The organism is Mesorhizobium sp. P170090, from assembly GCF_057786115.1.
On record NZ_JBYNWH010000001.1, the window covers coordinates 5,771,390 to 5,784,491 of the forward strand.

The 13,102-nt window shown below is 62.2% G+C and carries 16 protein-coding genes; 6 read left to right on the top strand and 10 right to left on the bottom strand.

Annotation, left to right across the window (positions count from 1 at the left end; all coding sequences use genetic code 11):
* Positions 1 to 64: 64 nt before the first annotated feature.
* Both AC3EML_RS27865 and AC3EML_RS27870 read left to right on the top strand, forming a co-directional pair.
* Complete coding sequence (locus tag AC3EML_RS27865; protein ID WP_023670033.1) at positions 65 to 526, top strand: MaoC family dehydratase; 462 nt, start codon at positions 65 to 67, stop codon at positions 524 to 526.
* The gene (locus AC3EML_RS27870; RefSeq protein WP_023814991.1) at positions 523 to 987 is read left to right on the top strand and encodes a MaoC family dehydratase; all 465 of its coding nucleotides are present in this window, start codon (positions 523 to 525) and stop codon (positions 985 to 987) included. Before AC3EML_RS27865 ends, AC3EML_RS27870 begins: the two co-directional genes overlap by 4 nt.
* 151 nt (positions 988 to 1,138) lie before the next feature.
* Here AC3EML_RS27870 and AC3EML_RS27875 read toward each other — a convergent pair whose 3' ends face one another.
* The 5 genes from AC3EML_RS27875 to petA form a co-directional block, all read right to left on the bottom strand.
* The gene (locus AC3EML_RS27875; RefSeq protein ID WP_013529989.1) at positions 1,139 to 1,684 is read right to left on the bottom strand and encodes an adenine phosphoribosyltransferase; all 546 of its coding nucleotides are present in this window, start codon (positions 1,682 to 1,684) and stop codon (positions 1,139 to 1,141) included.
* 9 nt (positions 1,685 to 1,693) lie between these two features.
* Positions 1,694 to 2,839, bottom strand: coding sequence for an alpha-hydroxy acid oxidase (locus AC3EML_RS27880; RefSeq protein ID WP_023691587.1), 1,146 nt, complete (start codon positions 2,837 to 2,839; stop codon positions 1,694 to 1,696).
* Positions 2,840 to 3,025: 186 nt separating this feature from the next.
* Positions 3,026 to 3,898, bottom strand: a complete 873-nt coding sequence (locus tag AC3EML_RS27885; RefSeq protein ID WP_023670029.1) for a cytochrome c1 — start codon at positions 3,896 to 3,898, stop codon at positions 3,026 to 3,028.
* A 23-nt stretch (positions 3,899 to 3,921) separates the two neighbouring features.
* A complete protein-coding gene (locus AC3EML_RS27890) occupies positions 3,922 to 5,265 on the bottom strand; it encodes a cytochrome b (protein ID WP_023724963.1) in 1,344 nt (447 codons plus the stop codon).
* 16 nt (positions 5,266 to 5,281) lie between these two features.
* On the bottom strand, positions 5,282 to 5,842 hold the full coding sequence (petA, locus tag AC3EML_RS27895) for a ubiquinol-cytochrome c reductase iron-sulfur subunit (protein WP_023670027.1): 561 nt from the start codon (positions 5,840 to 5,842) through the stop codon (positions 5,282 to 5,284).
* 259 nt (positions 5,843 to 6,101) lie between these two features.
* Between petA and AC3EML_RS27900 the strand changes: the two genes are divergently transcribed.
* The 3 genes from AC3EML_RS27900 to AC3EML_RS27910 are packed head-to-tail and all read left to right on the top strand — an operon-like array spanning position 6,102 to position 7,149.
* A complete protein-coding gene (locus tag AC3EML_RS27900; RefSeq protein ID WP_023701566.1) occupies positions 6,102 to 6,377 on the top strand; it encodes a type II toxin-antitoxin system Phd/YefM family antitoxin in 276 nt (91 codons plus the stop codon).
* Positions 6,377 to 6,799 (top strand): type II toxin-antitoxin system VapC family toxin, encoded by a 423-nt coding sequence (locus AC3EML_RS27905; protein WP_352521352.1) that lies wholly within the window; start codon positions 6,377 to 6,379, stop codon positions 6,797 to 6,799. Before AC3EML_RS27900 ends, AC3EML_RS27905 begins: the two co-directional genes overlap by 1 nt.
* Before the next feature lie 5 nt (positions 6,800 to 6,804).
* Positions 6,805 to 7,149 carry a cupin domain-containing protein gene (locus AC3EML_RS27910; protein WP_023683696.1) on the top strand — a complete coding sequence of 115 codons (345 nt, stop codon included), beginning with the start codon at positions 6,805 to 6,807 and terminating at the stop codon, positions 7,147 to 7,149.
* Positions 7,150 to 7,169: 20 nt separating this feature from the next.
* Here the strand turns inward: AC3EML_RS27910 and AC3EML_RS27915 are convergent, their stop codons facing one another.
* From AC3EML_RS27915 to AC3EML_RS27935, 5 genes are read right to left on the bottom strand one after another with little or no spacing between them, the layout of a single operon-like run.
* On the bottom strand, positions 7,170 to 7,478 hold the full coding sequence (locus tag AC3EML_RS27915; protein WP_023683695.1) for a DUF6665 family protein: 309 nt from the start codon (positions 7,476 to 7,478) through the stop codon (positions 7,170 to 7,172).
* 1 nt (position 7,479) lies between these two features.
* Entirely contained in the window at positions 7,480 to 7,956 is a 477-nt protein-coding gene (locus AC3EML_RS27920) for a GNAT family N-acetyltransferase (protein WP_023814988.1), read from the bottom strand.
* 3 nt (positions 7,957 to 7,959) lie between these two features.
* Positions 7,960 to 9,843 carry an ABC transporter ATP-binding protein gene (locus AC3EML_RS27925; RefSeq protein ID WP_352521353.1) on the bottom strand — a complete coding sequence of 628 codons (1,884 nt, stop codon included), beginning with the start codon at positions 9,841 to 9,843 and terminating at the stop codon, positions 7,960 to 7,962.
* Positions 9,844 to 9,853: 10 nt separating this feature from the next.
* Positions 9,854 to 11,749: an ABC transporter ATP-binding protein gene (locus AC3EML_RS27930; RefSeq protein ID WP_023825365.1), complete on the bottom strand. Its 1,896-nt coding sequence runs from the start codon at positions 11,747 to 11,749 to the stop codon at positions 9,854 to 9,856.
* Positions 11,750 to 11,776: 27 nt separating this feature from the next.
* Positions 11,777 to 12,184, bottom strand: a complete 408-nt coding sequence (locus AC3EML_RS27935) for a hypothetical protein (protein WP_352521354.1) — start codon at positions 12,182 to 12,184, stop codon at positions 11,777 to 11,779.
* A 445-nt stretch (positions 12,185 to 12,629) separates the two neighbouring features.
* Here AC3EML_RS27935 and AC3EML_RS27940 point away from each other — a divergent pair, with 445 nt between their 5' ends.
* Entirely contained in the window at positions 12,630 to 13,088 is a 459-nt protein-coding gene (locus AC3EML_RS27940) for a tRNA (cytidine(34)-2'-O)-methyltransferase (protein WP_023814986.1), read from the top strand.
* The last annotated feature ends 14 nt before the right edge of the window (positions 13,089 to 13,102 follow it).

Sequence of the window (13,102 nt, forward strand, 5' to 3'; positions counted from 1 at the left end):
GCTTGACCAAACGCCGCCCGGACGGCATCCGGATGCCCGGTGATCGTACAACCGGATTGGGATCATGACCGCAAAAAGCTGGGCCTACGAGGATTTCACCGAGGGCGCATCGATCGACCTCGGCGCCAAGCAGGTGAGTGCGGCCGAAATCATCGAATTCGCCACCGAATTCGACCCGCAGCCGATGCATCTCGACGAAGCCGCCGGCAAGGCCAGCATCCTTGGCGGCTTGGCCGCCTCCGGCTGGCACACCTGCGCGATCTTCATGCGCATGCTGTGCGACGCCTTCCTGCTCGACTCGACCGCGCAAGGCGCGCCCGGCATCGACCAGGTCAAATGGAAGAAGCCGGTGCTGGCCGGCGACACACTGGCCGGCAGCACCAGCGTGCTTGCCAGGCGCCTGTCGAAATCCAGGCCTCAACTCGGCCTCGTCACCTTGCGCAGCGAACTGTTCAACCAGCGCGGTGAAAGCGTCTTCGAACTTGAGAACACTGTCATGTTCTTGACCCGCGAGGCCGGCGCATGAGCCTCGACGCGTTCTTCCGCATCGGCGATACCATCAACCTCGGTTCGCACACATTCGAAACCGAGGCGATCAAGGCGTTCGCCTGCAAATACGATCCACAGGTCTTTCATGTCGACGAGGAGGCGGCGAAGAAAAGCGTGTTCGGCCGCCTCTGCGCCTCAGGCTGGCACACCGCGGCCACCTGGATGAAGCTCAATCTCAAAAATCCTATGGACGCTTCTCAATGGACCGGACCCGGCCCGGTACCAGAATTCGGCCCCTCCCCCGGCTTCAGGAACCTGAAATGGCCAAAGCCGGTCTATGCCGGAGAAACCGTCACCTTCATGCGCACGGCCCTGTCCCACCGCCCGCTTGCCACCCGCCCCGGCTGGCGCCTGCTGGCGCTGCGCTCGGAAGGTTCCGATTCGGCAGGCGACAAGGTGCTGGAGTTCGACAGCGCCGTGCTGGTGAAGGCTGGGTAGGGGGTAGGTTTTAGGCAGTAGGGATTAGGCAGCAGTGGGTGCTGCGCCTTGCACGGAATGCGGAGCTTCCCTCCCTACTCCCTACTCCCTACTCCCTACTCCCTACTCCCTACTCCCTACTCCCTACTCCCTACTCCCTACTCCCTACTCCCTAATGCCCCTCAAACCCGATCAACGTCCGCACCGGCACGCCCAGCGCTTCGAGCTTCGCCCGTCCGCCGAGATCCGGCAGGTCGATGACGAAGCACGCGGCAAGAATATCGGCGCCGATCTGCCTCAGCAGCTTGACCGCCGCCTCCGCCGTGCCGCCGGTCGCTATCAGGTCGTCAACCAGGATCACCTTCTCGCCCGGCGCAACGCCGTCCTTGTGCATCTCCATCTCGTCCAGCCCGTACTCCAGGCTGTAGGCGACGCGTACCGTCTCGTAAGGCAGCTTGCCCTTCTTCCGGATCGGCACGAAACCGGCCGAAAGCTGGTGCGCGACCGCACCGCCGAGGATGAAGCCGCGTGCCTCGATGCCGGCGATCTTGTCGATCTTCTGCCCGGCATAGGGATGCACCAGCTCGTCGATGGCGCGGCGGAAGGCGCGCGCATTGCCGAGCAAAGTGGTGATGTCGCGAAACAGGATGCCGGGCTTGGGGTAGTCCGGAATGGTGCGGATCGCGGCGAGCAGCGTGTCTTCGAGCGAGGATTTCATGGGTCGAGATTACCTGAAACGGAGGTTGTTGCGCGACAATTGTTCGATCGAACTGCAGCCCATCAGCTTCATGCCGCGCTCGATCTCGACCCGCATCTGCTCCAGCGCCCGCTCGACGCCCGGCTGTCCGGCCGCCGCCAAGGGGAACAGATAGTAGCGGCCGACGCCAACAGCCTTGGCGCCGAGCGACAGCGCCTTCAGCACATGGGTGCCGCGCTGCACGCCGCCATCCATGATGACGTCTATTCTGTCGCCGACGGCATCGACGATCTCGGCCAGTTGGTCGAACGCCGCCCGCGAGCCGTCCAGCTGCCGGCCGCCATGGTTGGACAGCACAATGCCGCTGCAGCCGATCTCGACGGCGCGCTTGGCATCCTCCACGGACATGACGCCCTTGAGACAGAACGGACCTCCCCACAGTCTGACCATCTCGGCAACATCGTCCCAGGTCATCGACGGATCGAGCATCTCGGTGAAGTAGCGGCTGATCGACATCGTGCCGCCGCCCATGTCGACATGCTCGTCGAGCTGCGGCAGCTTGAACCCCTCATGGGTGAAATAGTTGATCGCCCAGCCCGGCTTCAGCGCGAACTGCAGCATGCCGGCAAGGTTGAGCTTGAAGGGGATGGCAAAGCCGGTGCGCTTGTCGCGCTCGCGGTTGCCTCCGGTGATGCTGTCGACGGTCAGCATCATCACTTCGACTCCAACCGCTTTCGCCCGCTGCATCATCGCCCGGTTGAGGCCGCGATCCCGGTGGAAATAGAACTGGTAGACCTGCGGGCTGCTGCTGATCTTGCGCGCTTCCTCAAGACTGACAGTGCCGAGCGAGGACACGCCGAACATCGTGCCGAATTTGGCCGAAGCCTTGGCCACCGCGCGCTCGCCTTGATGATGGAACAGCCGCTGCAAGGCGGTCGGCGAGCAATAGACGGGCATGGCCAGCTTCTGGCCCATCACCGTCACCGACATGTCGATCTCGCTTACCCCGCGCAGCACGTTGGGAACGAGGTCGCAGCGCTCGAAGCTCTCGGTGTTGCGGCGGTAGGTGACCTCATCGTCGGCCGCGCCATCGATGTAGTTGAAGATTGGCCCCGGCAACCGCTGCTGGGCCATGCGCCGGAAATCGGAAAAGTTGTGACAGTCGCGTAGCCGCATCATCGATCCCAAATGCCCCTTTAGCCGGCGATCCGCCGGGCGCGCGTGCAATACCAATCGCATGGCGGCGTGCCAACGGACTTCTTACTGGACGGCTGCTGCGCCAAGATGCGAACCATGTCCGGTTTGGCAAGCAAAAAGGGCGTCCGAAGACGCCCTTTCCATTTCCGAGGAATAAGATGCGGCTTAGTGCGCCACGCCTTCCCACACCTTGCGCTTGGTCAGATACATCAGCGCCCCGAACAGAAGCAGAAACACCAGCACGCGGAAGCCGGTCTTCTTGCGGTCTTCCATATGCGGCTCGGCCGCCCACATCAGGAACGCCGAGACGTCGCGCGAATACTGGTCGATCGTCTGCGGCGAACCGTCATCGTAGGTCACCTGGCCGTCGGAGAGCGGCTTGGGCATCTTCAGCGACACGCCGGACATGAAGTATGGATTATAGTGGGTGCCTTCGGGGATCACCATGCCGGCAGGTGGCGTCTCGTCGTAGCCGGTCAGCAGCGAATGGATGTAGTCCGGGCCGCCCTGCGCATATTGCGTGAAGATGTCGAAGACGAAGCGCGGGAAGCCGCGCTCGACGCCGCGCGCCTTGGCCAGCAGCGACATATCCGGTGGGGCAGCGCCGCCGTTGGAAGCGGCAGCCGCCTCCTCATTGGCGAACGGCGCCGGGAAATGGTCTGACGGCTTGCCCGGCCGGTCGAACATGTCGCCGGCATCGTTGGGTCCATCATGGATGGTGTACTCGGCCGACAGCGACTTGATCTGCGCTTCCGAATAGCCGAGGTCCTCCAGCGTGCGGAACGCCACCAAATTCATCGAGTGGCAGGCCGAGCAGACTTCCTTGTAGACCTTCAGGCCACGCTGCAGCTGCGCCTTGTCGTAGGTGCCGAACGGACCGGCAAAAGTCCAGTCCATCTCCTTCGGCTCGTGGATCGGGAAATGCGTCGGTGCCGCCGCGTTGTGCGCCTCTTCAGCGGCGATCGCCACACTGCCGACGGCTCCGATGCCAGCGGCAAACACGCCTAGCAGGGCGAGCGAGGTGAGAATCTTTTTCATGCCAAATCCCCTTAGATTCTCATTCAGCCTTTGGTTTCCGGCGCCGCGGTCGCACCGGCCGGATGTCCCCCTCCGGCACCCTTGTTCTTCTCCAGCACCGCCTCGGTGATCGAATTCGGCAGTCTGCGTGGCGTCTCGATCAGGCCAAGCACCGGCAGGATGACGAGGAAGAAGGCGAAGTAGAACAGTGTCGCCGCTTGAGCGTAGCCAACATAGTTGCCCGAGACCTCACCTATCAGGAGGGTCAACAGACCGCCGCCTTCCGCCGGCTGCGAGCCAAGCCAGCCAAGCAGGACAGCGTCTGCGACGAACAGCCAGAAGAACAGCTTGTACCAGGGCCGGTAGACCGCCGAGCGCACCTTGGAGGTGTCGAGCCACGGCACCAGGAACAGCATGACGATGGCGCCGAACATGCACAGCACGCCACCGAGCTTGGAGTTGATCGGCCCGATGTTGAAGGTGATGGCGCGCAGGATCGCGTAGAACGGCAGGAAGTACCATTCCGGCACGATGTGGGCCGGCGTCTTCAGCGGGTTGGCGATCGTGTAATTGTCCGGATGGCCGAGAAAGTTCGGCAGGTAGAAGACGAAATAGGCGAAGAAGAACAGGAACACGATCATGCCGAATGCATCCTTGATGGTCGCATAGGGCGTAAAGGCAACGGTGTCGGTCTTCGATTTCACCTCGATGCCGGTCGGGTTCGACTGGCCGACCACATGCAGCGCCCAGATGTGCAGCACGACAACGCCGGCTATCATGAACGGCAGCAAATAGTGCAGCGCAAAGAAGCGGTTGAGCGTCGGGTTGTCGACGGCGAAACCGCCGAGCAGCAGTTCCTGGATCCAGTTTCCGACCAGCGGAATGGCGCTGAAGAAGCCGGTGATGACGGTGGCGCCCCAGAAGCTCATCTGACCCCAAGGCAGCACATAGCCCATGAAGCCGGTCGCCATCATCAGCAGGTAGATGATGCAGCCGAGGATCCACAGCAACTCGCGCGGCGCCTTGTAGGAGCCGTAATAAAGCCCGCGGAAGATGTGGATGTAGACAGCGACGAAGAAGAACGAGGCGCCGTTGGAATGCATGTAGCGCAACAGCCAACCGGAATTGACGTCGCGCATGATCTTCTCGACCGAATTGAAGGCGAGATTGGTGTCGGCGGTATAGTGCATGGCGAGCACGATACCGGTCAGGATCTGCGCCACCAGCATGATCGTGAGGATGCCGCCGAAGGTCCACGCATAGTTGAGGTTGCGCGGCACCGGATAGGCGATGAAGCTGTCATAGACCATGCGCGGCAGCGGCATGCGGGCGTCGAACCAGCGTTCGATACCGGTCTTGGGCGTATAGGTCGAGTGTCCCTCGCTCATCGAATTATCCCCTGCCTCAACCGATAAGGATTTTGGTATCGGAAATGAACTTGAATACCGGCACGGCCATGTTTTCCGGCGCCGGGCCTTTGCGGATGCGGCCGGCGGTATCGTACACCGAACCGTGGCACGGGCAGAACCAGCCGCCGAAATCGCCTTCCTGGCCAAGCGGAATGCACCCCAGATGCGTGCAGACCTGCACCATCACCATCCAGGCTTCCTTGCCGGGCGTGGTGCGGTTGGCGTCGGTCGCCGGCGCATCGGCGGGCAGATTGGCGTTGCGGGCAATAGGATCCTTGAGGTCGGCAAGGTTCACGGCCTCGCCGTCCTTCATCTCCTGCTCGGTGCGATTGCGCACCACGACCGGCTTGCCGCGCCATTTGACGATCAGGGACATGCCAGGCGTCAGCGAGGCGACATCGACCTCGACCGAGGCCAGCGCAAGCGTCGAGGCATCGGGGCGCATCTGGTCGATGAACGGCCAGGCAACGGCGCCTGCGCCAACCACTGCGGCCATGCCGGTGGCGACGTAGAGAAAATCACGACGGTTGGGATCCTGGGTGTCGGTTGCGCTCACGGGTGCCTGATCCTTTCGCCTCTTCCGAGCCGGCGGCCGAGCTTTGTCCCCGCTCCATCGCGCCGGCCCGACAGCGCATGGCGAACAAGCTAGCGAATTCCTCCGGCATTTGGATTTCGGTTTATGCGTGAAGCCCGTTTTTGTCCAGCGGGCTGAGGCCACAAGGGCAGATTGTCGCGGGCGTTCCGCACGAAGAGAAATTTGACGAGCTTGGCCGAATGTAGCAATATGTCTACATCTTCCGGATGGAGGTGTTGATATGAATATCTCGACGAAGACGATAACCATCATGTCGAGCCGTGAATTCAACCAGGACACGGCGCATGCCAAACGGGCAGCCAAGAACGGGCCGGTCATCATTACCGACCGCGGCAAGCCCTCCCATGTGCTGATGTCGATGGAGGAATATCAGCGTTTAGAGAAGAAGCCGAGAAGCCTCGCGGACGCGATTGCCGATGATCGCCCGGAAGCAGATTTCGACTGGGAACCACCTCGCCTGGAAGGACCGTTTTTCAAGATTCCCGAACTCGACTGATGTTCATTCTTGACACCAATGTCGTTTCGAATCTGCGTCGTCGGGACAAGGCCGATCGCAACGTTTTGGCCTGGTCAGAGACCCACGACATCGCCAGCTTTTTCATGTCGGTCATTTCGATCCTGGAACTCGAAATCGGAACATTGCTCTTGTCGAGGAAGGATACTCGCCAGGCCACCATGTACCGTGAGTGGTTGGATCAGACACTCATTCCACAGTTTGACGACCGGATATTGAGCATAGACACGGCTGTTGTCGTGCGTTGCGCAAACCTCCACGTTCCCGATCCAAAGCCGGAGCGCGACGCCCTCATAGCCGCTACCGCGCTCGTCAAAAACTTGACAGTCGTGACCCGCAACACCAAGGATTTTGAAGGCACCGGCGTGAAGCTTTTCAACCCCTGGATATCGACGAAGGGTTAGAGGCTATGGCACATATTATCGACCGCGAGACCTGGACCAGGACGCCCGGCCGCTGGCAGGGCGAACTGCAATGCGGCGCCTACGACTCCAACTCCTGCCTGATTTTCAACTATCAGGAAGAGATTGGCGGCGGCCCGCGCCTGCACACGCATCCCTATTGTGAAATCTTCATCATCCGGCAAGGCACCGGCCTGTTCACGATCGGCGACCAGCAGATCGAGGCCACGGCCGGCCAGATCCTGATCGTGCCGCCCGATACGCCGCACAAATTCACCAATCTTGGCCCAGGCCCGCTCGAAACGACCGACATCCACGAAAACGGCAGCTTCATCACCGAATGGCTGGAATGATTGTTGCCGGCTGGTGACCTCTAGCTTGCACCGAGCCTGACCAGCACGGCCCTTGGGATATCGTATTCGCGGATGACCGACTCATGCCGGCGCAGGCCGCAGAGTTCACGCTGGATGAAATAGGCGTGCACCGCTGCGGCAGCCTCCTTGAGCAGCCGCGGTCGCTGCTCCTCGTCGTCGTTGTTCTGACGGAGCTTGGCCAGCGTTTCCTCGACCCGTTGGCCGGCACGGCCGAGCGCTGCGGCCTTTTCAGCCAGTATCTCATGGCCGAGGGCGTCGAACGCGGCTTCGGCAGCCGAGGCGCCTAGGGATGGCGGACGCAGTGACATCTCAGCCTCCTTTTCTGTCTTGAGAGAGCATCATGCGGTGCGTGACGAATTCTTCGCCCACCACCGGCTGGAAGCCAAGCCGTTCATAGAACCCAAAGGCTCCTTGTGGCGCGCGGGTGTTCAGCACGGCAAAATGCTGACGTGCCCTGTCAATGACGGTCTCGACCAGCATGCGGCCAACGCCGCTGCGGCGATGACGCGCGCTGACGAACAGGTGCCTGACCCGGCCGTGGTCCCTGCCTTCGAAATAGGGATCGATGTTCAACCCGCACACACCAGCGAGTTCTCGGCCATGCCATGCGCCAAACAGCGCCTCGCCTCGTTTCAGGAACTTGTTGCAGCCGCCTGCCCAGCCATCCGCCAGCCGCACCAGCATCCAGTAGCCCTCCAGCCGGCTCTCCTCCTTCAGCGCGTCGAAGGCCGGCGCGGTTGGCCGCAGCCGCTTGAGGACGTAGCCGACATCAGGCGACACTGCCATGCCCTACTCCGCCGGCCGTGTCTCTTCCAGCACGCTTTCCTCGTGGTAGAGGAAGCCGCCGGACTGCCGCTTCCACAGCCGCGCATAGAGCCCGTCGAGCGCCACCAGCTCGTCATGCGTGCCCTGTTCGACGATGCGGCCTCCGTCCAGCACCACAAGACGGTCGAGCGCGGCGATGGTCGACAGCCGGTGCGCTATGGCGATGACCGTCTTGTTCTCCATCAGCCTGGCCAGGTTCTCCTGGATCGCCGCCTCGATGTCGGAATCGAGCGCCGAGGTCGCCTCGTCGAGGATCAGGATCGGCGCATCCTTGAGGAAGACGCGGGCGATCGCGACGCGCTGGCGCTGGCCGCCCGACAGTTTCACGCCGCGCTCGCCGACAAAAGCCTCGTAGCCGGTACGGTCCCGGTTGTCGCGCAGGCCCAATATGAACACGTGCGCCTCGGCCTTCTTCGCCGCCGCGATCACCTCGGCGTCAGTTGCATCCGGCATGCCGAGCTTGATGTTGTCGCGTAGCGAGCGGTGGAACAGCGCCGTGTCCTGGCTGACCACGCCGATATTGGCGCGCAGCGAGTTCTGCGTCACCTCGGCGACGTCTTGCCCGTCGATCAGGATTTTCCCGCTCTCGAGGTCGTAGAGGCGCAGGATGAGATTGGCTAAGGTCGTCTTGCCCGCACCGGACGGCCCGACCAGCCCGACCTTCTCGCCAGGCTTGACCACAAGGTCGATGCCATTCAGCACGCCAAAACCCTTGCCGTAGTGGAACTCGACATTCTTCACCTCGATGCGGCCGCCGGCGACGACAAGCTCCTTCGCATCCGGCGCATCGACAAGGCCAAGCGGCTGCGAGATCAGCGCCTTGGAGTTCTCCAGCACGCCGAGATTTCGCAATATGCCGTTGAGCTGCATCATCACGCGCCCGAGCAGCATGTTGAGCCGCAAGACCAGAGACAGCGTGAACGCGACGGCGCCGACGGTGATCGACCCTTCGACCCAGAGATAGACGGCAAAGCAGCCAATCGCGGTGATCATGATGCCCGACAGCGTCGTCAGCGCCATGCGCACGCCGGTCAGCCGGCGGGTGAAGGGCCGTAGTGCATCGAGATAGATGTCGAAGCCGTTCTTGATGTAGCGGTCGTCGCCGTCGGCCGAGAACAGCTTCAGCGTCTGCACGTTGGAATAGGAATCGATGATGCGCCCATTGATCATCGAGCCAGCTTCAGCCGTGGCCTCGGCATGCCTGCGGATCGAGGGCAGATAGAGCTTGGCCAGCCAGGCGAACGCGAGGATCCAGATCACCACCAGCACGGCCAGGCGCAGATCCAGCCCGGCGACCAGCGCCAAGGTCGTCACCGTATAGATGAGCATGAACCAGATGACCTCGATGAAGCTCTCCATCAGGTCGCCGGTCGCCTGCCCCGCCTGCCAGACTTTTGTCGCGATACGGCCGGCGAAATCGTTCTGGAAGAAGGTGTAGGACTGGCGCGATACGTGCCGGTGCGCCTGCCAGCGCACCAGATTGTAGAACCCCGGCGTGATCGTCTGTTCGTTGACCAGCGCCGACAGGCCGACGACGATGGTGCGGATGACCAGCACCACTGCGATCATGAAGACAAGCTCAGGCCCGGCGGCGGTCCACAGCGCGTCCCAGCTGCGTTCACCGGGAAGCTGATCGAGAATATCGACCAGCCGCCCGACGAAGTAGAAAAGCCCGGCCTCGATCAGCGGCGCGATGCCGCCGATGACAAGCATGGCGAAGAAGGCGAACTTCGCCTGGCCGACATAGTGCCAGAGGAAGCCGCCGACGCTTGACGGTGGCCGAAGGTCCGCCGGCTCCCTGAACGGATAGACCCAGTCCTCGAACCAGCGATAGACGGCTGTCATCATGCTGACGCCATCACTCTGCGGCTTCACCCTTCACGCCGATGTCGTTGGCAACAGCGTCATTGGCGGCATCGACCGGACCGTCATCGAGCAGGAACCCGCCCGACTGGCGCTGCCAGAGCTGCGCGTAGAGCCCGCCGCTGGCGACGAGTTCCTCGTGCGACCCCTCCTCGATGACACGGCCCTTGTCGAGGACGACGAGCCTGTCCATCGCCGCGATGGTCGACAGCCGGTGCGCAATGGCGATGACGGTCTTGCCTTGCATGAGCTTGTAGAGATTCTCCTGGATGGCGGCCTCGGCTTCGGAATCCAGCGCCGACGTCGCTTCGTCAAGGATAAGTATCGGTGCGTCCTTCAACATAACGCGAGCAATGGCGATGCGTTGCCGCTGGCCGCCGGACAATTTGACGCCGCGGTCGCCGACATGAGCGTCGAGCCCTTTACGTCCTGTGTGATCCGAAAGCCTGCCGATAAACTCCAGCGCCTCGGCCCGCCCGGCTGCCTCGACAAGCATTTCCTCCGTGGCATCGGGCCGCCCGTAAAGAATGTTGTCGCGCACCGAACGATGCAGCAGCGAGGTGTCCTGCGTCACCATGCCGATCTGCGCGCGCAGCGAATCCTGCGTCACCGAGGCGATCTCCTGGTCGTCGATCAGAATCCGGCCGTTCTCGAGGTCGTAGAACCGCAACAGGAGATTGACCAGCGTCGACTTGCCCGCACCCGAGCGCCCGACAATGCCGACTTTCTCGCCGGGCTTCACCGTCAGCGACAGGTTCTCGATGACGCCCTTCTGCTTGCCATAGTGGAAACGAATGTCGTCGAAGCGGATCTCGCCCTTGGTGACGGCAATGTCCTTCGCCCCCGGCCGGTCTTCGACCAGGCGCGGCAGCGAGATCGAGGCGATGCCGTCTTGCACCGTGCCGATGTTTTCGAACAGGCTCGACATTTCCCACATGATCCACTGCGACATGCCCCACATACGGAGCACGAGGCCGATGACCACGGCGACGGCGCCGATCGTCACCGCCTGGCCGAGCCACAGCCACAGCGCCGTCGCCGTCACCGAAAACAGGAGCAGCGCGTTGAGGATATAGAGCAGGCCGTAAAGCACCGTCACCAGCCGCATCGACCGGTAGACCGTGTCGAGGAAGCCTGCCATGCCTTCTCTCGCGAACGTTGCTTCGCGCCGTGCATGGGAAAACAACTTGACCGTCTGGATGTTGGTGTAGCTGTCAACGACGCGGCCGGTCATAGTCGAGCGCGCATTGGCCTGCGCCTCCCCGACCTTGCCCAGCTTCGGGATGATATAGCGCAACAACCCGATATAGCCGAGCAGCCAGACGCCGAGAGGTGCCGCCAGCCGCAAGTCGGCCGAGCCGACGATGAACAGCATGCCGAGGAAATAGACGATTACGTAATTGAGCACCTCGATCACCTTGATGACGCATTCGCGCACGGCGAGTGCCGTCTGCATCAGCTTGGTGGCGATGCGGCCGGCGAATTCGTCCTGGTAGAAGCTCATCGACTGCTTCAAGAGATAACGATGCACCTGCCATCGGATGCGCATGGGGTAGTTGCCCATCAGCGTCTGCTGGTTGAGCAAAGAATGCAGCCATACTGTACCTGGCAGCGCGAACAGCACGACGAAGGCCATGCCGGCGAGCTTCCAGCTCTCGGTCTGCAGGAAGGTTTCGCGGTTCTGCCCGGACAGCCAGTCGACGATGTGGCCCATGAAGCCGAACATCCACACTTCCGCGATGGCAATCGCCGTCACCAGCACCGCGTCGAGGATGATGTATGGCCAGGCGCCGCGGGTATAATGCACGCAGAAGGCAACCAGCGTCTTCGGCGGCTCGACCGGTTCCGCTGCGGGGAACGGATCGAGCCTTCTTTCAAACCAGCTAAACATAGTGATGCTCACAAAACTTTTGTCCGCTCATGCGGCGCGGGAAAAATCCCCGGGGCGCTCCGCGTCCCCAGACCGTACGTCGGCGGGGACCGACGGCCCGGAATCACCCGGGCCATCGGTCCTGCTTCGCGCAATATAGGGACTTGCGGGCTTTTCACCGACAGAAGCCTTCGACTGAGCTGACGGCACGCCGCCGCCAGTCCGGTTTTTCGCGCCCGGCCGGATCAGCCGGATGATCCGGCGCACCAGCGACGGCCGGCTGTGGTCGGGAACCGCACGCGAGAAACCGACATCCGGCAACATGCCGCGATGCGGACGCCGGCGCGTCTGGGCGTGAACCGCCGACGAATAGGTCTCGCCGACCAGCAACGCCCAGGTCGCCGTCTTGCGTTCGTGCAGGCTTCTTGAACCCGGTATCTTATAGGGATCGAACATCGGTCCGTCCTCCGTGTGAAAATAGACATAAAAAGGCGAAGCAATGTCGTGCGCCGGCGTTCGGCCGGAGGCACGGATTGCATCCGTCGGGACACGAGGATAGGCCTCGGTCGCGACATGCTCAGCTGGGGCGCTTGGCCCCTTTAACCGGTTGAAAAACATCGCAGGATTCCTTCGAGAGCCGAAAATTGGGTTCGGCGGGAATCGGTGCGATCAGATCTAAGAAATCAGGTAAATCGTCGTACCGAAACCGCCGGAAGGCAGGTAAGCCCACGGGAGGGGCGCTGGATGTGCATGGTCATCATGAAATACCCCTCCATCGGTTCGGGTTGACAATGCGTGCGGTATAATCGACTTCGCAGAAAATGGCCACCCGCAGGTCCAGCAATTTCCAAAACCAGCCACCCGCTGTGGCCGATCTGCCACTTATTAGAAAGACGCGGAAATGAACCACCGTCTCCGCATCGCCCTCTACCAGCCTGACATCGCCGGCAACACCGGAACTATCCTGCGCTTCGCCGCCTGCCTCGGCCTTGGCGTCGACATCATCGAACCAGCCGGGTTTCCGCTCTCCGACAAAGCGCTCAAGCGTGCCGGGATGGACTACCTCGAAATGGCTGCCCTGACCCGCCATGTCGACTGGAACGCCTTCGAGGATTGGCGCAAGGGCGAAGCCTGCCGGCTGGTGCTGCTCACCACCAAAGCCGCGACCCCCTATGCGGGCTTCAGCTTCGCCCAAGGCGACATCCTGCTGTTCGGCCGCGAATCCGCCGGCGTGCCGGATCCTGTCCATCAGGCGGCGGATGCGCGGCTGACGATCCCGATGCAGCCGGGCACGCGCAGCATCAACGTCGCGCTGTCGGTCGCCATGGTCGCCGGTGAAGCCATCCGGCAGCTCGGCTAGACCCTTCAGCGCGT